13 protein-coding genes are annotated in these 21,927 nt (G+C 58.5%); 9 read left to right on the forward strand and 4 right to left on the reverse strand.

Annotation, left to right across the window (positions count from 1 at the left end; all coding sequences use genetic code 11):
- Nucleotides 1-14 precede the first annotated feature (14 nt).
- The 4 genes from SCT_RS11770 to SCT_RS11785 all read right to left on the reverse strand — a co-directional run bounded on the left by SCT_RS11770 (nt 15) and on the right by SCT_RS11785 (nt 3,577).
- Complete coding sequence (locus tag SCT_RS11770; RefSeq protein ID WP_059423221.1) at nt 15-893, reverse strand: STAS domain-containing protein; 879 nt, start codon at nt 891-893, stop codon at nt 15-17.
- A 40-nt stretch (nt 894-933) separates the two neighbouring features.
- Entirely contained in the window at nt 934-2,004 is a 1,071-nt protein-coding gene (locus tag SCT_RS11775) for an ATP-binding protein (RefSeq protein WP_059423222.1), read from the reverse strand.
- On the reverse strand, nt 1,997-3,016 hold the full coding sequence (locus tag SCT_RS11780; protein WP_059423224.1) for a GGDEF domain-containing protein: 1,020 nt from the start codon (nt 3,014-3,016) through the stop codon (nt 1,997-1,999). Before SCT_RS11780 ends, SCT_RS11775 begins: the two co-directional genes overlap by 8 nt.
- 174 nt (nt 3,017-3,190) lie before the next feature.
- The gene (locus SCT_RS11785; RefSeq protein WP_059423227.1) at nt 3,191-3,577 is read right to left on the reverse strand and encodes a rhodanese-like domain-containing protein; all 387 of its coding nucleotides are present in this window, start codon (nt 3,575-3,577) and stop codon (nt 3,191-3,193) included.
- A 239-nt stretch (nt 3,578-3,816) separates the two neighbouring features.
- Between SCT_RS11785 and metH the strand changes: the two genes are divergently transcribed.
- The 9 genes from metH (at nt 3,817) to SCT_RS11830 (ending at nt 21,895) form a co-directional block, all read left to right on the forward strand.
- Nucleotides 3,817-7,512 carry a methionine synthase gene (metH, locus tag SCT_RS11790; RefSeq protein WP_059423229.1) on the forward strand — a complete coding sequence of 1,232 codons (3,696 nt, stop codon included), beginning with the start codon at nt 3,817-3,819 and terminating at the stop codon, nt 7,510-7,512.
- A 124-nt stretch (nt 7,513-7,636) separates the two neighbouring features.
- Nucleotides 7,637-7,870 (forward strand): hypothetical protein, encoded by a 234-nt coding sequence (locus SCT_RS11795; RefSeq protein WP_059423231.1) that lies wholly within the window; start codon nt 7,637-7,639, stop codon nt 7,868-7,870.
- Between the two features lie 385 nt (nt 7,871-8,255).
- Entirely contained in the window at nt 8,256-9,488 is a 1,233-nt protein-coding gene (locus tag SCT_RS11800) for an ABC transporter substrate-binding protein (protein WP_059423232.1), read from the forward strand.
- Nucleotides 9,485-14,392: a PAS domain S-box protein gene (locus SCT_RS11805; RefSeq protein WP_059423234.1), complete on the forward strand. Its 4,908-nt coding sequence runs from the start codon at nt 9,485-9,487 to the stop codon at nt 14,390-14,392. The genes SCT_RS11800 and SCT_RS11805 overlap by 4 nt, the downstream gene beginning before the upstream one ends.
- Before the next feature lie 81 nt (nt 14,393-14,473).
- Nucleotides 14,474-15,649, forward strand: coding sequence for an ATP-binding protein (locus SCT_RS11810; RefSeq protein WP_144408267.1), 1,176 nt, complete (start codon nt 14,474-14,476; stop codon nt 15,647-15,649).
- Nucleotides 15,650-15,716: 67 nt separating this feature from the next.
- Nucleotides 15,717-17,801 carry a bifunctional diguanylate cyclase/phosphodiesterase gene (locus SCT_RS11815; protein ID WP_237759678.1) on the forward strand — a complete coding sequence of 695 codons (2,085 nt, stop codon included), beginning with the start codon at nt 15,717-15,719 and terminating at the stop codon, nt 17,799-17,801.
- Nucleotides 17,802-17,941: 140 nt separating this feature from the next.
- Nucleotides 17,942-19,960, forward strand: coding sequence for a diguanylate cyclase domain-containing protein (locus SCT_RS11820; protein ID WP_059423241.1), 2,019 nt, complete (start codon nt 17,942-17,944; stop codon nt 19,958-19,960).
- 97 nt (nt 19,961-20,057) lie between these two features.
- On the forward strand, nt 20,058-20,972 hold the full coding sequence (locus SCT_RS11825; RefSeq protein ID WP_059423243.1) for a D-hexose-6-phosphate mutarotase: 915 nt from the start codon (nt 20,058-20,060) through the stop codon (nt 20,970-20,972).
- A 32-nt stretch (nt 20,973-21,004) separates the two neighbouring features.
- Nucleotides 21,005-21,895 carry an HDOD domain-containing protein gene (locus SCT_RS11830; protein ID WP_059423244.1) on the forward strand — a complete coding sequence of 297 codons (891 nt, stop codon included), beginning with the start codon at nt 21,005-21,007 and terminating at the stop codon, nt 21,893-21,895.
- The last annotated feature ends 32 nt before the right edge of the window (nt 21,896-21,927 follow it).

Raw genomic sequence — 21,927 nt, forward strand, 5'->3', positions numbered from 1 at the left:
ATTAGGGCGGCGCCCTAAATGGCCTTGTGGCTGACCTGGATGCCCATGCGGCGGAATGCTTCCTTCAGCCCGTCGGACAGACTGGCGCGGGTGGTGACGCCGCTCAAGTCGATGTTCAGGCTGGTCAGGGCACGGGCGATTTCAGGGCGGATGCCAGTGATAATCGCATCGGAGCCCATTAACTGTACGGCGCGCACCATCTGGATCAGGTGATGGGAAACCTGCGAGTCGATGTTCTTTACGCCGGTCAGGTCCATCACCACGGCGCTGGCGTGCTCCTTGGCGATGCGGTTAAGCAGCGCCTCCATCACCAGCATGGTGCGATTGGAGTCAAGCGTGCCGATGATAGGCAGGGTGAGCACGCCGTCCCAGATTTCGGTGATGGGCGTGGCGGTCTCACGCAGCTCCGCTTCCTGCGCGTTGATGGTGCGCTCCTTTTCATCGAGGTAGGCCTGGAATACCGCCAGGATCAGTTCGTTGAAGGTGCTGGAGAGAAACAGCAGGGCATCCCGCGTGTCGTCGACCGTGATGTTCTTTTTATCATGGGCCAACGCTTCGATCAGGGTGCGTTGCATGAACTGGATGTAGCGCACCAGGTCTTCCACCCGGCCGCCGCGCACCAGGATTTGCTTCGACAAACTATTGAAGAACATTTCCAGTGCGTGGAATTGGGGCGAGCCATCGTTGTGAGGATCCCTGGATTCGAGCAAGGCAACCAGGAGTTGTAAAAACTCGATGCAGAAGTCGGTAATCTCGTCGGTGCCGAGCAGATTATTGCTGCCACCGAAAATGGTGCGGCCTTCTTTTTCGATGGTCTCCGAAATGCTGCCGACCTGGAGCTTGAGCAGTTCCGTCAATTTGGTGCTGGCGGAACTGGATTTTTCTTGTGCCATTGTTTTTCCTCCGTTCAAGGTGATGCTTAATTATTTTTAATTAGTTGATGCTGGCTACGCAAAGCGATTGGTCGTCAGAGATTCTGCCCATGATATTCCCCAGCGTATAGGCAATCAACTGAGGGTGCTGGTGGAACAGGCCGGGGAAGTTGGAGGTGTCCCAGTTTCGGCGGATGCCGTCGGTACAGGTGATCACCAGGCAACGCTTGCCGAAGCCGAGGTGAAACAGGTCGGGTTTCTGGTGCTCCTTGCCCAGTACGCCGGGCGCAAACGACAGGTTGTGCATTTCCTCTCCGTCCATAATGTGGGCGTGCATGTCCCCGACACCGAGGATATTCAGTGCCTGTCCGGACAGGCCGAGCTCGCCGGTAATGGCCACCGCGCCTCGCGTGCCCTTGAGCTGGCGATCGACGGCCGCCAGAATCGAACCGGCGCAGTCGCAGTGGGACAGGTGCGCGGCGAGATTGGCGGTAGCTTCATGAGCCAGCTGGCCGTGACCCAGGCCATCCAGGTGCAACCAGCGCAGGGTGTCGCCGGTCTGCTGCAAATAAATGCGGTCGCCGTTATAACGATCATCAGACAGCGAGCGGGAAAACAGGCCTATTTCCAGCCCTGAAGCTGGGCTCTTGCCAGAATCGAAGTCCCGTTGAGGGGCAGATTTGCGGCCGGGGTGGAAGCGCGACAAAAAGACGGTCCCGCTCCATTTTTTTACCGGGGCAATGCTTTCCTGCTGGGTATACACGAACGATTCATCGCTGAGGCGGTAGATGCTGCCCAGACCCTTGCCCAGGGTGTTTACGGAAGAGTAGCCGTCCTGCTGGGCCTGGGAAAGGGAGGAAATGCCCGGGCCGAAATCCAGCGCGACGATGTCAAGAATCGGCCCGGGCTGCTGCCAAACCTGGAACAGGCCGCGTCCGTTGGCATGCTTGACCTGATTGCTGACCATTTCCGAGGCGACCAGCAGCATGTTTTCCCGCTTTCCGTCTGGAAAGCCAAGGCGCTGCGCGATTGCCGACAGCCTCGAGCGTAGCAGGATGAGCGCACTTTCGTTCTGCACCGGGCTGTTGTAAAGCAACCGGCAATCCGTTGCGCTGTCGTAAACCTTAGCCATGGTTGGAATTTGCCAGTTTCATGCAGGGGAATTGGCACTCGCCGCTGTCTGGTGTAGAGCAGAGGTCGACCACGGCCCGCCCGCGCCCGGAATTTTTTGCCTCATACAATGCATTGTCGGCGTGGAGGATGAATTCCTCCACGGTGAAACTGTCCGGGGTGCTCGGGTTGATGGTGCTGATGCCGATGCTGACCTTGGTTTCCATCAAACGCAGGACTTGCGTTGCCTTATTGCAGGCTTGGGGGTAGTCGGCAAACAGGACCATGGCAAATTCATCCCCGCCGATTCGGAAGGCGAAATCCACATCTTCGCGGATGACGTGTGTCAGCGTGTGCGCCATCTTGCTGAGATAGGCGTCGCCGAACTGATGTCCGAAGTGATCGTTGATGTCCTTGAAATGATCAAGGTCGAGCATGATCAGCGACAGCGGCGAGACTTTTTGCCGCATGATGTGGCGGAAGGCCTGGCCAAGTTTTTCATCGAAGGCGCGCCGGTTGAGAAGGCCGGTGAGCGGATCTGTTTCAGCCTGACGCAGGGATTCGTGCAGTTCGCTCTGGCGTTTCGCCAGGCTTTGCTGAAGAGTTTCCAGCTCTTTTTCGGTACGGGCGCGGGTCTCGTTGAAGTGGCGTGTCATTTCCGCATTGCGCTGGAACAGGAGGGCTGGGTCCGCAGACTCGGTCGAATTCAGCAAATGTTGGCGCAATTGTTCAATGATTTCGGCTTGCGGCGGTTGAGCGAGAGTGGCCAGCGGGGCGTGCGATTTCGGGTCTTCTCCCCACTGTACCCCCAGTTGCCTGCCCTGAAGCAGCAAGCTGGCCGACAGGGGGTAGCCAGTGCCGGCACCGGCACCGCGCAACTTCTGCAACAGGTTGAGCGCAGCGATGGAGGCGGCAAAGGGATTGCCACCGAGCCGGGTTACGCTTTCCAGAACAAAGCCGATAAAGTTCTGCAGATCGGGTTCGATCGCCAAGTTCTGTTTCAGAAGTTCCGCAGGTTCCACTGAGTCACGCAATTATTATAGCCAAGCGGAGCATTATGCATTTGTTCGGCAAAAATATAAATCGGATTCGAGGTGGCGCCTTATTGGGCAGGCAAAGCCGCGGAGGGCGGCTAGATCCGCCATTGCCCGTGTGCCGTGCGGAAATGTTCCATGAACCAGGTGACTTTTTTGCTGCTCAGCACTTCGTCAGGTTTGCGCCCAAGGCAGGCCGTCGAAGCGCCAGCCATTGTGGGAGTTGCGGTGGTGATGTTCGTCCAGATCACCCTCGAAGCCGTGGAGCACGTTGTACACTTCCTGGATTCCGGCTTTTTCCAGCGCCGCTCCGGCATCCACCGAGCGCCGGCCGGAGCGGCAAATGAGCACCACCGGGCGGTTCACGCTGGCGGCCTTTTTCACATGGCCGACGAAATTAGGGTCGATTCCCCAGTCGGGGCCATCGACCCATGGAATCAGCATCGAACCCTCTGGATGGCCGACGAACAGGTATTCCATTTCGCTGCGCACGTCGACGAACACTGCTTCGGGATTGGCCTGCAGGAATTCGTGCGTCTGTTTAGGTGTCATGTGTTGCATGTTGTGCTCCTTGATCTTTACGGGTTTCCCTCACCTCAATCCTCTCGATCATGGCCAGCGCCTTTTACCATTGCCCCTTCTCCCCTTGGGGAGAAGGTTGGGATGAGGGCAGCCCTCACCTCAATCCTCTCCCCAAGGGGAGAGGAGGCAAACGTGAAAGGCGCTTGTTTTGATCGGCGCTTGTTTCGATCTGCTGATGTTATTATAGGCATTATCACCATACCAAGACATCTTTTGCCATGAGCCACCAATACCGCACCGCACTGCTCCACGCCCAACTCAGACAGCGCATCCTGATCCTGGATGGCGCCATGGGCACCATGATCCAGACCTACAAGCTGACGGAGGCGGATTACCGCGGCGAACGCTTCGCCGGTTACGGCAGCGACCTGAAGGGCAACAACGATCTGCTGGTACTGACCCAGCCGCAAATCATCCGCGAGATTCATTCTGCTTATCTGGAAGCGGGGGCGGACATCCTCGAGACCAACACTTTCAACGCTACTTCCATCGCCATGGCGGATTACCACATGGAAGGGCTGGTGTACGAGATCAACCTCGCAGCGGCCAAACTGGCGCGCGACGCGGCGGACGAATTCGAGGCGAAGAACCCGGCCAAACCGCGCTTTGTTGCCGGCGTACTCGGCCCGACCAACCGCACCGCCTCAATCTCTCCCGAGGTCAATGATCCCGGTTTCCGCAACACCAGCTTCGATCAGTTAGTAGAGGCCTACACTCAGGCAATCGCCGGTCTGGTCAATGGCGGTTCCGACATCCTGATGGTCGAAACAATCTTCGATACACTTAACGCCAAAGCTGCGTTATTTGCTATTGAACTGTATTTCGAGACCCATCAAATTCAGCTGCCGGTGATGATCTCCGGCACCATCACTGACCTGTCCGGACGCCTGCTTTCGGGGCAGACCGCCGAAGCATTCTGGAACTCGGTAAGCCACGTCAAACCGCTGTCGATCGGCCTGAACTGCGCGCTCGGCGCGAAAGATTTGCGCCAGTACGTAGAAGAGCTGTCGAATATTGCCAACACCTATGTGAGCGCCCACCCCAACGCCGGCCTGCCCAACCCCTTGTCGGAAACCGGTTACGACGAAACGCCCGAGGCGATTGCGACAGACTTGCGCGAATGGGCGGCTAGCGGCTTGCTGAACATCGTGGGCGGCTGCTGCGGCACCACGCCCCCGCATATCAAGGCCATTGCCGAAGCGGTTAAAGACTTGCCGCCGCGCGTCATTCCCGAAATCGAGAAAAAGCTGCGCCTGTCCGGCCTGGAGGCGCTCAACATCGGTGAGGACTCGCTCTTCGTCAACGTCGGCGAACGCGCCAACGTCACCGGTTCGAAGATGTTCGCCCGCCTGATCATCAACGGCGAATACGACAAGGCGCTGGAAGTAGCCAAGGCCCAGGTGGAAAACGGCGCCCAGATCATCGACATCAACATGGATGAGGCGATGCTGGATTCCGAGGCGGCGATGGTGAAATTCCTCAACCTGATCGCTTCCGAGCCGGACATTTGCAAAGTGCCGGTGATGATCGACTCTTCAAAGTGGTCGGTGATCGAGGCCGGGTTGAAATGCGTACAGGGCAAGTCCATTGTCAACTCCATCAGCATGAAAGAAGGCGAAGCCGAATTCATCGAGCGCGCAAAACTGTGTCGCCGCTACGGCGCAGCGGCAGTGGTCATGGCTTTCGACGAGCAGGGCCAGGCCGACACCCAAGCGCGCAAGATCGAGATCTGCACCCGTTCGTACAAACTCCTCACCGAGCAGGTCGGCTTCCCGGCCGAGGACATCATCTTCGACCCGAACATCTTTGCGGTGGCCACTGGCATCGAAGAACACAACAACTACGCGGTGGATTTCATCGAAGCCACGCGCATCATCAAGCAGACCCTGCCTTACGCCCAAGTAAGTGGAGGCGTGTCCAACGTGTCCTTCTCCTTCCGCGGCAACGAGCCGGTGCGCGAAGCGATCCACACCGCATTCCTCTACCATGCGATCAAGGCGGGCATGGACATGGGCATCGTCAATGCCGGCCAGCTCGGCGTCTACGAGGAAATTCCGAAAGACCTGCTGGAGCGGGTCGAGGACGTATTGCTGAATCGCCGACCTGACGCGACCGAACGCCTGGTGGAGTTCGCCGAATCCTTCAAGGGCGCGACCAAAAGCCTGGTCGAAGACCTCTCCTGGCGCGAAGTGCCGGTGGGCCAGAGACTGGCCCATGCCATGGTCAGGGGCATCACCACCTATATTGTTGAAGACACCGAAGAAGCGCGGCAGCAAGCGGAGCGCCCGATCCACGTGATCGAGGGGCCGCTGATGGACGGCATGAACATCGTCGGCGACCTGTTCGGCGCTGGCAAGATGTTCCTGCCCCAAGTGGTAAAGTCCGCTCGCGTGATGAAGCTGGCAGTGGCGCATCTGGTACCGTACATCGAGGCCGAGAAGGCCGCCACCGGCCAGGCTGCTCAGGCCAAGGGCAAAATCATCATGGCCACGGTCAAGGGTGACGTCCACGACATCGGCAAGAACATCGTCGGCGTGGTGCTGCAGTGCAACAACTACGACGTGGTCGATCTGGGGGTGATGGTGCCCGCGGCCAGAATTCTGCAGGCAGCAATCGATGAAAAGGCCGACATCATCGGCCTGTCTGGCCTGATCACGCCGTCGCTGGAAGAAATGTCGCACGTCGCCAAGGAAATGGAACGGCTGGGGATGAAGCTGCCGCTGCTGATCGGCGGTGCCACCACTTCGCCCGCCCATACCGCGGTAAAAATCGAGCCGCACTACACGGGTCCGGTGATTTATGTGAAAGACGCTTCGCGCGCCGTCGGGGTATGCTCCAACCTGTTGAGCGACGACCTGCGCGCCGCTTATGTCCAGGGCATCGCCGATGAATATGTGGCGATCCGCGAACGCCACCAGAATCGCTCCAATGAAACCAAACGCCTGACTCTGGCCGAAGCGCGCGCCAATGCGCTCAAGCCGGATTGGGCCGCCTATGTACCGCCGGCGCCGACTTTTATCGGCCTCAAGGAATTTAATGACTATCCGCTGGCGGAAATCGCCGAGCGCATCGACTGGACGCCGTTCTTTATGGCCTGGGAACTCCACGGGCGCTATCCGAAAATCCTTACCGACGTGGTCGTGGGCGAAGAGGCGACAAAGCTGTTTGCTGACGCAAAGGCGATGCTGAAGCGCATCATCGATGAAAAATGGCTGGAAGCGCGCGCCGTGATCGGCCTGTTCCCCGCCAACAGCATCGGCGACGACATCGAAATTTACACCGATGAAAGTCGCAGCAAGGTGACGATGACCTACCATACCCTGCGCCAGCAGGCCGTGAAATCGCCGGGCAAGTCCAACCTGGCCCTGGCCGATTTTGTCGCACCCAAAGCGTCGGGAGCGAAGGATTACCTCGGCGGTTTCGCGGTAACGGCTGGCATCGGCATCGACACGCACGTGGCCGCATTCGAGAAAAGTCACGACGATTACAGCGCGATCATGCTCAAGGCCCTGGCCGACCGCCTCGCCGAAGCCTTTGCCGAGCTGATGCATGAGCGCGTGCGGCGCGAATTCTGGGGTTATGCGAAAGACGAGGCACTCTCCAACGAAGACATGATCGCGGAGAAATATCGCGGCATCCGCCCCGCCCAAGGCTACCCCGCCTGCCCGGAGCACAGCGAGAAAGGCCCGCTGTTCGAACTGCTGCAGGCACCGGAGAAGGCCGGCATCACCATCACCGAAAGTTTTGCCATGCTGCCCACGGCAGCGGTGAGTGGCTTCTATTTCGCCCACCCGGAATCGACCTATTTCGCCCTCGGAAAAATAGGCCGCGACCAGGTTGAGGATTACGCCAAACGCAAGGGTTGGGACATGGCGACGGCGGAGAGGTGGCTGGCGCCGGTGCTGGGGTATTAACCCGATGCGATGTAAAAAGCTTGGCGTGTCGGTTCGGCCTATTGACCGACAATATTACTGCGGCATTCCCCCGCTTTGAACTAAACGGTACAATCGGCGCAAACAGTTAAAACTTGGAGGTTATATGCTGTTGCGCCCTCTTGCCGACGAGGATCGTAGCACTTACTCCCACATGCTGCATCGTGCCTTCAACACCTGGTGCGGTGCGCGTGGCTGGCCCTCGGATTATTTCGGCTGCACGCCGGAGCAGGCCGGCATCTTTCTCGACATCTATGGCGATATCAGCCCCGGCCGCAGCGTGGCCGCCTTCATGCTCAGGTGTTCGAGAACCGCGATGGTTCCCTCGAAGGTTTCATGATCTTGATCCAGTGCCCCGCTCTCAATATGCTCGGCCCCTCCGTGGCACGCAGCGAGAGAAGGCCACGCTGGCGCTGCTGCTGGAAGCGACCGAGGGCTTCCGCGGCCAGGTACCGCTGTTCGTGATCCCGATGGACAAGCGCGAACTGGTTGAAACCCTCTATAGATTGGGGCGCGCGCAACGTGGAAACACATATGTTCCAGGTCCGGGGTCAATTCCAGCTGTTCAACGGGGTGAGCCTGCCGAGTTTCCTGCCGGAAACGGGTTGATACGGCAAGGGAAATAGTGGCAATTACCACTTAGATAAAGTGGTTAAGGCGGTGCAATAATACAAATTTAGGGTAAAGTTTTGAAAACTTAACTTAATATGACAAATCAACCGCCCATGAAATTCAACCGGATATTTCTCGCAGGGCGGGTGCTGATGGTCATCCTGGTCTCTTATCTCCTCATCACCTGGTGGCGACAATCGGTTGTCGTGCCGAACATCAAAATCGGTGTGCTGCATTCCCTTACCGGCACCATGGCGACCAGCGAGAAACCGCTGGTGGATGCGCTCCAGCTCGCCATCGAGGAAGCCAATGCGGCGGGCGGCATCAAGGGGCGAAAAATCGAAGCGCTGGTGGCGGATTGCCGTTCCGACGCGAATTATTGCGCCCAGCAGGCCGAGCGCCTGATCACTGAAGAAAAGGTCAGCGCCCTGTTCGGCTGCTGGACCTCCACCTGCCGCAAGGCGGTCAAGCCGGTAGTCGAAAAGCACCAGAACCTGCTGTTCTACCCGGTGCAGTATGAAGGCATGGAGATCTCGCCCAACATCATTTACACCGGCACGGTACCCAACCAGCAGATCATCCCCGGTGTGAGCTGGGCGCTGGAGAAGCTGGGCAAGCGCGCCTATCTGGTGGGTTCAGATTATGTTTTCCCGCGCATGGCCAATATCATCATCAAGGACATGCTGACCGCGCAAGGCGGTGTAGTGGCCGGAGAACGCTATCTGCCCCTGGGGAGCGCCGCCTTGGGGGAAGTGGTGGCAGACATCGCCAGGCAGCGGCCGGATGTGGTGCTGAACACCCTCAATGGCGACAGCAACCGAGCTTTCTTCGCAGCACTGGAAAAAGCCGGCTTGACACATCTGCCGCTGGTTTCTTTTAGCGTGGCGGAAACCGGGATGAAGGCGTGGGGTGGCGCCAGGCTCGGTCAACACTATGCGGTGTGGAGTTACTTGCAGTCCCTGCCGGGGGAAAAAAACCGTCACTTCGTCGCCGCATTTCAGTCCCGCTTCGGCGCTGACCGGATGACCGACGACCCGATGGAAGCCGCCTATATAGGCCTGCATCTGTGGGTGCAGGCGGCGCGTGAAGCCGGTTCCGCAGAAACCGCCCGGGTGCAGCGCACGATATTGCGCCAGACCCTGCTCGCACCTGAAGGAATGGTTGCCATCGACCCGGATACCCGCCATCTGTGGAAAACCCCGCGCATCGGCAAGGTCAGGCCTGATGGCCAGTTCAACATCGTCTGGGATGCCGGGCAAGCACAGAAGCCGATCCCCTTCCCCTCCTATCGCTTCCATGATGAATGGCCGCCGCTGCTAAAATCCGCCGAGGGGGTGCGGCCATGAGATTTGCCTCCATCACCCAGCGTTTGGTGGCCTGGTTCCTGTTGATCTCGCTGCTGCCATTACTGTTGGTTGGCTACATCCTGCTGCAAACTTTTGAACAGGAACTGCAGCAGACAGTAGCCCAGCAAATCTCGACTATCGCCGACAAAAAAGCGGATCAGATCGACAGCTACCTGAGCGAACGTACCCATGATGCCTTGGTCCAGGCGCAGGGGAATACCACGCGCCAAGCTGTAATCGAGTTCGCCCAGGTGTTGGTTCGGAACGGAGTGGAATCCGACGCCTATCGCCGGCTGGATGCCAGCTACCGCGACTATTTCAAGCGCTTCGTCACCAGCGCCGGCTATTACGACCTGTTCCTGATTTCCCCGCAGGGTACGGTAGTGTATTCCCATGCGCATGAAGCCGACTTTGCCACCAATCTGTTCACCGGCCCCTATCGCAACAGCGGCTTGGCCAAGGTCGCCCGCAATGCGCTGAACACACTGGAAAGCAGCATCTCGGAGTTTGAATTTTATGCGCCCTCGGGCAATGCCCTCGCCGCCTTTGTCGCCGTGCCGATCATGGATCAGGGCAAGGTTACAGGGGTGCTGGCGCTGCAGATCGACAACACCCGCGTGTTTCAGGTGCTGCTCGACAGGACCGGGTTGGGGAATAGCGGCGAAACCGTGGTGGCGCGCCGGGAGGACGAACACACCGCACTGGTGGTAGCGCCGCTGACTTCCAATCCCGATGCAGCGATGAAGGAAAAACTCCCGCTTACCGGTCGACATCGCGTAGAGCCCATAGCGCGCGCGCTGCATGGCGAGCGCGGCAGCGGCTACGAGATTGATTACCGCGGGCGGCCCGTGGTGGCAGCGTGGCGCTATCTTCCCCGCATGAGATGGGGCATGGTGGCCAAGATGGATGCCGCAGAGGCGCTTGCCCCGCTTTACCGGGTGCGCACCTTCGCCCTGGTGGTTGTCGTGCTGGCCCTTTTTGCCGCCCTCATCGGCGCCCTCCTGCTCGCGCGCCGTTTCGCCGCCCCGTTGAAAGACCTCAGTATCAGCGCTCAGGAGATCGCCGCCGGCAAGCTCGATCAGCGCGTGTCGGTGGTCGGGCGGGACGAAATGGGCTACCTCGCCTCCTCCTTCAACATCATGGCTGAGCGTTTGCAGTCTTCCCACGCAGAACTTGAGGAGAAGGTCGAGCAGCGTACCGCCGAACTGACACAAAGCCTGGAAAATCTGCGCATCAAGGATGCCGCCATTGCGTCCTCGATCAACGCCATCGTCATCACTGGCCTGGACGGCAAAATTTCTTATGTGAACCAGGCATTCGTTGACCTGTGGCGCCTGCAGGGGCCGGAGGATGCTATCGGGCGCTCGATGATCGAATTCTGGGTTGCGCCTGAAGAAGCACAAGCAGTGATGGAAGCTCTGCAACATCAGGGCCACTGGCAGGGCGAATTGCGCGCCCGCCTGCATGACGGCGCGCTGGCCGATCTGCAGTTGTCGGGTCACTCAGTGACGGATGAGGCCGGCAAGCCCGTCTGCATGATGGGTTCATTCGTGGATATCACGGTGCGCAAGCAGGCTGAGCTTGAAATTCTGGCCACGCGTAGCCAGTTGGAAGCCACCATCGATGCCATTCCGGATCTTCTGTTTGAGCTGGGGCTGGACGGGACTTACCATGATATCCATGCTCAGAGCCCTGATTTACTGGCCGCCCCGGCAGAAAAACTGCTCGGGCAAAAGGTATCCGACATGCTCACGCCCGAGGCGGCAGATATTGTCATGCAGGCATTGCATGAAGCTCAGAGAAATGGCCAGTCACATGGCAAGCAGTTCGAGTTGAGCGTTCCGGGAGGCAATTCGTGGTTTGAGCTTTCCGTCTCCCGCAAAAAAACCGCTCCCGGGGAGGAGCTTCGCTTCGTCGTGTTGTCACGCGACATCACGGCGCGCAAGCAGATGGAGCAGGCCTTGCAGTACGAGCGCGACTTTGCCTCCAGCCTGCTCAATACTGTGCCAGTGATCGTCCTGCTACTCGACGCCCAGGGCACCATCGAGTACGTCAATCCCTATTTCGAACAGCTCAGTGGCTACCGGATGGACGAGATCAGGGGCAAGGACTGGTTCCGCACCTTCCTGCCTGCGCGCGACCAGGACAAAATCCGCGCCTTGTTCCTGAAAGCGGCCCACGATGAGCCAACACGCGGAAACATCAACCCCATCGTCACGCGCAGTGGTGAGAAGCGCGAAATCGAATGGTACGACCAGGTCATGCGCGATGCACAAGGCAAGGTCGTTTCGGTGCTCGCCACAGGTCAGGATGTGACTGCGCGCAGGTCCATGGAACTGGCGCTGAACATCAGCGTAGAACGGTTGAACGAAGCGCAGCGCATCGCCCAGCTGGGCAGCTGGGAACTGGATATGCGGAAGGGTGAGCTGATCTGGTCAGACGAAGTCTTCCGCCTGTTCGAGGTCGACCGGAGCCAGTTCGGCGCCACCTACGAAGCCTTCCTCGACGCCGTCCACCCCGACGACCGCGACCGGGTGAATCAGGCCTATACCCACTCGCTCGAGACCCGCTCGCCTTACGAGATCACCCACCGGCTGCGCATGAGCGATGGCCGCATCAAGTGGGTACACGAGCACGGCGTGTCGGACTTCGATGCGAAAGGCAAGCCGCTTCGATCGATAGGTACAGTCCAGGATATTACCGAGCGCATGCAGTCCGAGATGGAATATCAGACTATCCTGAAAACCACCATGGATTGTTTCTGGATCTGTGACATGCAGGGGCGATTCCTGGATGTAAACGATGCCTATTGCAAGTTGATCGGCTATAGCCGGGAAGAGTTGCTGACGATGGCGATGCCCGATGTGGAAGCCATCGAAACACCGGAGAAAACCAAGGCCCATCTGGAGAAGGTGATCAACACAGGTTCGGACAGATTCGAGACCATACATAGGTGCAAGGATGGTACGCAGATGAGTTTCGAAGTGAGCGCGAATTTCATGCCCGAAGCTGGCGGCAGAATGGTCGTCTTCCTGCGTGACATTACCCTGCGCAAGCTGGAAGAAGAAGCCTTGATTGAAGCCAAGCAGGCCGCCGAAGCCGCCAGCCGGGCCAAATCGGAATTCCTGGCCAACATGAGCCATGAAATCCGCACGCCGATGAATGCCATCCTCGGCCTCACCCAGCTGGTACTGGACACCGAGTTGCCCCCCCGGCAGCAGGATTTCCTGAAAAAAGCCCATTCCTCTGCCCGTGCGCTGCTCAGCATCCTCAACGAAACCCTCGACTACTCCAAGATCGAGGCCGGACACATGAACATCGAGCAGGTTCCGTTCCGCCTTGAGGACAGCCTGGAACATGTGGCCGATCTGTTCGGTGCCCGGATCGAAGAAAAGGGGGCGGAACTGTTTTTCGAGGTCGCCCCCGATGTGCCAGCCGAAATTCTCGGCGACCCTCTGCGCCTTGCCCAGGTGCTGACTAACCTGGTGGGCAATGCAGTTAAATTCACCGAGCACGGCGAGATACACATCAAGGTTGAGGTGACGGAGCGCAACGCCACCACCCAGCGGCTACGCTTCTCAGTCTGCGACACCGGAATCGGTTTGTCCGGTACGCAAGTGGAGCGCCTGTTCCAGCCCTTTACCCAAGCCGACAGCTCAACGACCCGTAAATATGGTGGGACCGGGCTAGGCTTGGCTATCTGCAAGCAACTGGTGGAGCTGATGGGCGGCGAAATCTCCGTCTCCAGCGTCGAAGGCCAGGGTTCTACTTTCGTCTTCACGATTCAGGCCGGCGTCGCTTCATCCCGCAGCGAGGTACAGCCGCTGGCTCAGGCAGGCGCCTCCTCCGATACGGTCGCATTCCAGCAGAGCCTGCAGGGGGTGCGCGTCCTGCTGGTGGAGGATAACTCGCTCAACCGGCTGATGGCAGCCGAGTTTCTAGAACGGCGTGGAGCATCTCTAACCCTGGCCGGGCATGGCGGCGAAGCGGTGGAGCGGGTCAAAGGCGAAACCTTCGACGCCGTGCTGATGGACTTACATATGCCCGTCATGGATGGCCTGGAGGCTGCCCGGCTAATCCGCGAACTGCCCCAGGGCAAGGCGCTGCCGATTGTCGCCATGACGGCAGCGGTGCTGCAGGAGGATAGAGATCGATGTGCCGCCGTCGGGATGGAGGACTTCATCGCCAAACCCGTCGATCCAGAGGACATGATCAGGGTGCTGCTGAAGTGGGTAAAAACCGGCAGGCAGCCCTCCCGGGGTGGGGCTGAGAACGTCATAGAATCGGCTGGTGGCGTTCTTCCTGCATTCTTGCCAGGTTTCAATCTTGAAATGGCGCTGCACCGGCTGGACGGAAATCGCAACCTGCTGGCCCGACTGCTCCTCGGTTTTGCCGGGGAACAGTCGGGGACGTTGGCGCAACTGGATGCGCTGGTGCAGGCGGGTGACAGTGCGCAGGCGATGATTTTGCTTCACACCCTCAAGGGCGTCGCGGCCAATCTGGGGGCGGAAGAGCTTGCCGAGGCGGCCCGGCAACTGGAAGAGGAACTCAAGGCGGGCGGCGTGCAGGTTTCTCGCCTAAGCTTCGCGGACGCCCTCAACGCTGCGCTGGACGCCATCAATACCCATATCACGCCAGCGCAATCTGCTGTCGGAGAACCCGCCGTAGACCGGGAGGTGCTGGCCCAGGTACTGAACCGCCTGGTGCCCTACCTGCAGGAACAGGAGTTAATCCCGGTCGGGCTGATAGAATTCCTGCATGGCCTCGTCCGCCCGGATTTCCCTGATAAAGCTCTTGCACGATTGATTCGGCAGATAGACCATTTCGATCATGACGGGGCACTTGCCAGCGTGGTACAACTGGCGGCCATTCATGGGATAACATTGGGGGGCGAGGATGCGTAGCCGGATGACCTATGATGTTTGCTAAAAACGGCAATTCACCGCGTCCTCCGCGGTTCGCTGGTTTTTTCCGGGGTTATTGAAATGACGACACCACATGAAAAACCGCTGATCCTGCTGGTGGACGACATGCCTGCCAACCTGCACGTGCTGGTGGCGGCACTGCGCGAGACTTACCGCATTAAGACCGCCACCAGCGGTGCGGCGGCGCTCGAACTGTCGGCGCGGGATGATCGTCCCGACTTGATCCTGCTGGATGTGATGATGCCGGGCATGAGCGGTATCGAGGTCTTGCGGCGCTTGCGCGAGCAACCCGAGGTTTGCGACATCCCGGTGATCTTCGTCACTGCCGACACCTCCGAGCAAAGCCAGCTCGAAGGCTTGGGCCGGGGGGCGGACGATTACCTTGCCAAGCCGGTGACGACGACGGTATTGCTGGCCCGGGTGCGTAACATTCTCCTGCGCAAGCGCGCCGAGGCAGAACTTCAGCAACTCAACGATGAACTTGAACGGCGGGTGGAGCGGCGCACCGCATTGCTGCTCGAGGCGAAAGACGAAGCTGAACGGGCCAACAGCGCCAAGTCCGAATTCCTCGCGCGCATGAGCCACGAGCTGCGTACGCCGATGAACGCCATCCTCGGCTTTGGGCAATTGCTCGAATACGAGCTAACGACCTCGCCCGACAAGGAGCAGGCGGATTACGTCAACGAGATACTGGCCGCTGGTCACCACCTGCTGGAGCTGATCACCGAAGTGCTGGATATGACCAGCATCGAGAGCGGACAGATGGAGCTGGCGCTGGAGCCGGTAGATGTCGCGCCAATAGTCCGGGAATGCATGGACTTGATGCAGCCGCTGGCTGTGCAGCGCCATGTCGAACTGATCTCCCAAGCCAATTGCGGCTGCGCCGTCCAGGCCGACCGGCTGCGGCTGCGCCAGATACTGCTTCATCTGTTGTCCAATGCCATCAAGTACAATCAGTATGGTGGCAGTGCGCAGATCGAATGCCACCCGGCCCCGGATGGGCGGTACAGAATCACGGTGCGCGATAGCGGGCGAGGCATATCGGCCGATGCCCTGCCGCGCCTGTTCAAGCCCTTCGAGCACATGGAATCGGCTTATAATGGAATCGACGGTATCGGCCTCGGTCTGGCACTCTCCAAAAAGCTGGCGGTAGCCATGGGCGGCAGCATCGGCGTGGAGAGCGTTGCCGGTCAGGGCAGTACATTCTGGGTCGAGTTTCCCCTGCCTGGCCGATAGATTGCCGGGATCGGGCAAAATGGAGGCGGCTCGCTCTGCAGCTAGCGACGGAAGGATGGGTTGCTAAATGACATTGACTAGAGAAGTGACGACGACACAGGAAAAACCGCTGATCCTGCTGGTGGACGACATGCCCGCCAACCTGCACGTGCTGGCGGCGGCACTACGCGACGATCACCGCATCAAGACTGCCACCAGCGGTGCGGCAGCGCTCGATCTGGCCGAAGGGGAGGATCGTCCGCAGCTGATCCTGCTGGATGTGGTGATGCAGGATATGAGCGGTCTCGATGTCTTGCGGCGCTTGCGCGAGAATCCCGAGACCCGCGACATTCCGGTGATTATCGTCAGCGCCGATACGTCCGAGCAAAGCCAGCTCGAAGGCCTCGACTTGGGGGCGGACGACTATATCACCAAGCCGGTGGTGGCGACGGTATTGCTCGTTCGGGTGCGCAACCTCCTCCAGCGCAAACGTACCGAAGCTCGGCTGCGCCTTGCTGCTCATGTTTTCGAGTACGGCGGCGAGGCGATCCTGATCACCGACGGCGACAACTGCATCGTCGAAGTGAACCCGGCCTTTACCCGCATGACCGGCTATACGCCAGAAGAAATATGCGGCCAGAATCCGAAAATTCTGTCTGCGGGCCGTGCTACGCCTGAAGAATACCAGGCCATGTGGCACGCCATCTGCGAACAGGGTTTCTGGCAAGGTGAAATGTGGGATAGGCGCAAGAATGGCGAGATCTATCCCAAATTGCTCACCATCTCGGTGGTGCGTAATGCCCAGGGCGACATAGATTTTCATATCGGCAGTTTTACCGATCTCAGCGAACAAAAGGCCACCGAAGAGAAAATTCGCCATGTCGCCCACCATGACGCACTGACCGGCCTGCCCAATCGTTTGCATCTGCAAATCAGTCTTGGGCAGGTCATTGCCGCGGCCAAACGGGAAAATGAAGAAGTCGCCGTGATGTTCATCGATCTGGACCGCTTCAAGATTATCAACGACACGCTGGGACACAATATCGGCGATGGTCTGCTGGTGGAAGTGGCGCAGCGCCTCAGGGGGCACGTGCGCGAAAGCGACCTGCTGGCGCGCCTGGGCGGAGACGAGTTCGTAGTAGCTCTGGAGGGTGACGATGTGGTCAATGCGGTCGCCCAGGTGGCGGAAAAAATCCTCGGCAGCCTCTCCCAGCCCTACCAGATCGATGGCCACGTTCTGCATAGCACGACCAGCATAGGCATCAGTCTCTATCCGCACGACGGCGACAGCATTGAGTCCCTGATGAAAAATGCCGACACCGCCATGTACCATGCCAAGTCGATGGGCCGCAACAACTTCCAGTTCTTCAGCCCGAAAATGAACCAGTCCAGCAACGAGCGCCTGCTGCTGGAAAACAGCCTGCACCGCGCTCTGGAATGCGACGAGTTCACTGTTCATTACCAGCCCCAGGCCGACCTTGCCTCTGGCCGGCTGGTGGGCGCGGAAGCCCTGATCCGCTGGCATCATCCCGAGCGCGGAATGGTTTCGCCCCTCGATTTCATCCCGCTGGCGGAAGAAAACGGCATGATTCTGCCTATCGGCACCTGGGTGCTGCGCGAAGTCTGTCGCCAGATCAAAGTCTGGCGCGAACTGGGACTGACCGACTTGCGCTTTGCCGTGAACCTTTCTCCCCGGCAGTTCCATCAAGAAAACCTGGTAGGCAAGATCATCGGAATTTTGCGGGAGTTCGATGTCCCGGCATCCGCCCTGGAACTGGAAATCACCGAAAGTTCCGTCATGGAAAATCCCGATGCCGCCGTGAGCCTGCTCAATCAGCTGAACCAGCACGGCCTGAGCATCGCCATCGACGATTTCGGCACGGGCTATTCCTCCCTCGGTTACCTCAAGCGCTTCCCGGTGAGCAAGCTCAAGATCGACCGCTCTTTCGTGATGGATATTCCCGGTGATCCGGACGACAGCGCAATTGCCATCGCGGTGATCCAGCTCGGCCGGAGCCTGGGGTTAAAAGTGGTTGCGGAAGGTGTGGAAACTGCGGAACAACGGCAGTTCCTCAGCGACCAGGGCTGCGATATGCTGCAAGGCTACTGGTACAGCAAACCCCTGGATGCGGCATCCTTCGAAGCGTTCGCGCTGCACGCTGAAAAGCGTTAAGGTTGAGCTTAACGGCGATACAATGATGTATTTTATTTAACTGCGGCATGAAGCCCTCTCCCCAACCCTCCCCCGCGAGCGGGGGAGGGAGCAAACGAGAAGGCGCTTGTTATGAATTGGCAGAGCTTTCAGCAATCCCGATGAATCAGGAAAAACAACCCTCACACATCCTGGAACGTTATCCGACCCGCGTGATCGCCATCAGCTTCGGTCTGGTTATGGTGCTGATGCTGACCCTGCTCGTTTTCAGTCTATCCCGTCTGTCCGCAATCAGCTCGGCGCTCGACGCTGTCGCCGAGGAGCACAACAACCATGCCGCTTTGGCCTACACGATGTACAACTCATCGCGGGAAAGAGCCTTCCTGCTTAACAACATCACGTTCGATGCCGATCCGGCTAACCGGGCTGAAAAAATACGGCAGTTTTACGATTTGGGTACGACATTCGGCAATGCACGCACAAAACTGCGTGAGTACAATCTGGTGCCGGCAGAAGAATCCATGCTGGAAGACCAAAGTATATTCACTGCGGTTGCCCTGAACTTGCAACAGGAGGTAATAAACCTGGTGGCAGCCGACCGGATGAAAGAGGCGAGCCGGCTGTTGCAGGAAAAGGCCTTACCGGCGCAGGAACGCGAGTTTGAGGTGATCAACGCCTTTATCCAGTTTCAGGTCGAGGAAACACGAAACAGTGTGGCCGCTGCCTCCAGGTTGCACGCTAGCGCGGAGGCGACTCTGATTACGGGCGGGGGTGCCGCGATTGTATTGGCGTTCCTGATTGCCATATTTGTCAGCCGCAGCATGTCGGATCTGATGCTGCGGCTGAGCAGGACGAAAGCCAGGCTTGAAGAAAGCGTCAGGGATCTCGAATTCCAGAAGCAGGCTCTGGACGAGCACGCGATCGTCAGCATTACCGATGCTTTGGGGCGGATCACTTACGTCAATGAAAAGTTTTGTCAGGTCTCTCAATATTCCGTCGAAGACCTGCTTGGACAGGATCACCGGATTTTGAATTCAGGTGTCCATCCCAAAGAGTTTTTTTCTGGGTTGTGGAAAACCATCACCAGCGGCAAGGTCTGGCATGGAGAAGTCTGCAACCGCAAGAAGAATGGCAGTTTTTATTGGGTAGAAACCACAATCAGGCCGGTCCTGGATGCTGGCGGGAAGCCTTGTCAGTACGTGACGATCCGGACGGAGATCACCCGCATCAAGGAAGCGGAGCAGGTGCTCCAGCGTGGCAAGGAGGAGCTGGAGAACCTGGTGAGCGAGCGTACTGCCGAGCTCAGGGAGCGAGAGGAATTGCTCAGTCTCATTACCAGTTCTGCGCATGATGCCATTGTGATGGTCGACGATAGCGGCGCGCTGACCTATTGGAACGAAGCTGCAGACAAGATTTTCGGTTACAACCGCGAAGAGGCGATGGGCAGGAATTTTCTTGCCTTGATCGTCCCCCCGCAATCCCGCTACCGGGAAAAGTATGAAACCGGTTTGAAGCAGCTTGCGACCACGGAAAGCGGACATGCCGGGGAAGCCGTGGAGCTGGAAATTATGCGCAAGGATGGCTCCGAATGCTTTGTCGAGCTGTCCCTTTCCTCAGTGCAGATCAGGGGAAGGTGGCACGGCATCGGGATTGCGCGCGACATCACTGACCGCAAGCTGGCCGAGGACAAACTCAAATTACAGGCCACGACGGACACCCTCACCGGCATCGCCAACCGAAGGCTGTTTAATTCCTTCCTTGAAACAGAGATGCGCAGGGCAGCGCGCCATCATTTGCCGCTTGCCGTCATGCTCATGGACATTGACCATTTCAAGCAGATCAACGATGGTTACGGCCATCAGGTCGGCGATGACGTTCTGGTGGAACTGACACGGCTGGTTTCCAACATAATCAGGGAACACGATTTTTTTGCCCGCTGGGGCGGCGAGGAATTTGTCATTCTTTCGCCTAATTGTGATGTGGAGAGCATGCGGCTTTTGGCGGAAAAATTGAGAGCCGCTGTGGAAACTCACTCCTTTTCCGATATCAGTCGCGTGACTTGCAGTTTCGGACTGACTGAATATCGTGCCGGGGACTCGGCCGAAGATTTCATTGGACGAGCTGATGCAGGATTGTATCGGGCCAAGGAGAGCGGCAGGAACCGCGTCGAGATGGCATGAGCGCCCATTTGGAGATACAGAAAATTGTTGTAACCCATTTATTCCTCTGTGGTTAAGCAATTACCGTTTTTAGGATTATTTTTATAAGGAGCGTTTCATGAGTTCAACCGATTTGACTGCCCTCAACAGCCGTTTCGCCATTCCCGGCCATGTCCAGTTCAAGGAAGGTCCTGGCGGTCTGATCGTAGCCGAAATCGCCAACAGCCTCGCCGAATCCACCATCGCCCTGCAGGGTGCCCATGTGATGACATGGCTGCCGCGTGCCCAGGAGCCGGTGCTGTGGCTTTCCCGCTTCGGCAAGTTTGCGCCGGGCAAGTCGATACGCGGCGGCGTGCCGATCTGCTGGCCGTGGTTCGGCCCTCATGCCGAGGATGCTAAATTGCCGGGCCACGGTTTTGCCCGTACGGTGATGTGGGAGGTCCTGGAAACCAGGGTGCAGCCTGATGGCGCAACTTTCATCAGCTTTGGCCTGATTGAAACCGATGCTACTCGCGCCCAGTGGCCCCACTCTTCGAGCGCGCAACTACGGGTCACGGTCGGTGCCGAGCTGAAAGTCGAACTGGCGACTCGCAACACCGGCAGCTCGCCTTTCCAGATCGGCGAGGCGCTCCACACCTATTTCCACATCAGCGATGTGGCTGACATGGAAATCAAGGGGCTGGAAGGCTGCACCTACCTGGATAAAGTGGGCGGCACCACCAGCAAGACCCAGCAGGGAGCCATCGTGATCGAGAGCGAAGTCGACCGGGTATATCTCGACACCGAAGTCGATTGCCTGATCGAAGACCGCGGCCTCAAGCGGCAGATCCGCATCTCCACGCGCGGCAGCCATTCCACCGTGGTATGGAATCCCTGGATCGAGAAGGCGGAGAAAATGGGCGATTTCGGCCCGGAAGGCTATCGCGGCATGGTCTGCGTGGAATCCGCCAATGCCGTAAACAACGTAGTGACGGTGCTGCCCGGCGCGGAGCATATTCTGCAGGCCGTGATCAGCGTCGAAGCGCTGGCTTGATGAAAAAAGGCTGACGAGGAGATCAGACGACCATGATAGACAGGCAGTTGGGCCTGAACGCCTGGGGGATTTATCTCGATCAGGCGCAGTTGCCGGTATTGCGCCGCACGGTGACGGAGCTTGCTCGGCTCCAGGAAAAGGAGGATGACCTCAATGGCCGCGAATTGGCGGCCGTGATCCTGCACGATCCGATCATGACGGTGAAAGTACTGCGCTATCTGGAGTCGCATCGCGGCAGAAGCCAGATTACCGACATCACCACCATCGACCGGGCCATCATGATGATAGGCACGACCCCATTTTTCAAACAGTTCGCTGATCAGCCCATTATTGAAGATAGCCTGGCCGACTATCCCCTGGCTCTCGAAGGCATGATGCAGGTGATGAGTCGGGCGCGCCATGCGGCCATGTACGCCCTGGACTGGTCGATACTGCGTCATGACGTCACCACCGACGAGGTGGTCGTTGCCGCGCTGCTGCGCGATCTGGCGGAAATGCTGCTGTGGTGCTTTGCGCCCGGGCAGATGCTGGAGATCCGCGACCGGATGCGGCGCGACCCGACATTGCGCAGCGCCGCGACACAACAGGAAGTGCTGAGTTTCCGCATGATTGAACTGCAGATTAACCTGGCATCGACCTGGCATTTGCCCAAGCTGCTGTTGTCGCTGATGGATGAATCCCATGCCGAGTTGCCGCGAACCAAATGTGTCGCGCTTGCGGTGGCGCTGGCACGGCATTCAGCCAATGGCTGGTCCGACGCCGCGTTGCCCGATGATTTTGCGGCGATAAGGGATTTCCTCAAAATCTCTCCGGATGAAGTCTGGGAGCGAGTCCGCCATACGGCCTTGCAGACAGCCCAGGGCTGGGAATGGTATGGCGTCCATCCCGCGGCGGCCTGGCTGCCGATGCAAACCGCCAATTAAAACAAGTGCCGATCAAAACAAGCGCCCTTCAC

Source organism: Sulfuricella sp. T08 (genome assembly GCF_000971475.1).
In the GTDB taxonomy this organism is placed as follows: domain Bacteria; phylum Pseudomonadota; class Gammaproteobacteria; order Burkholderiales; family Sulfuricellaceae; genus Sulfuricella.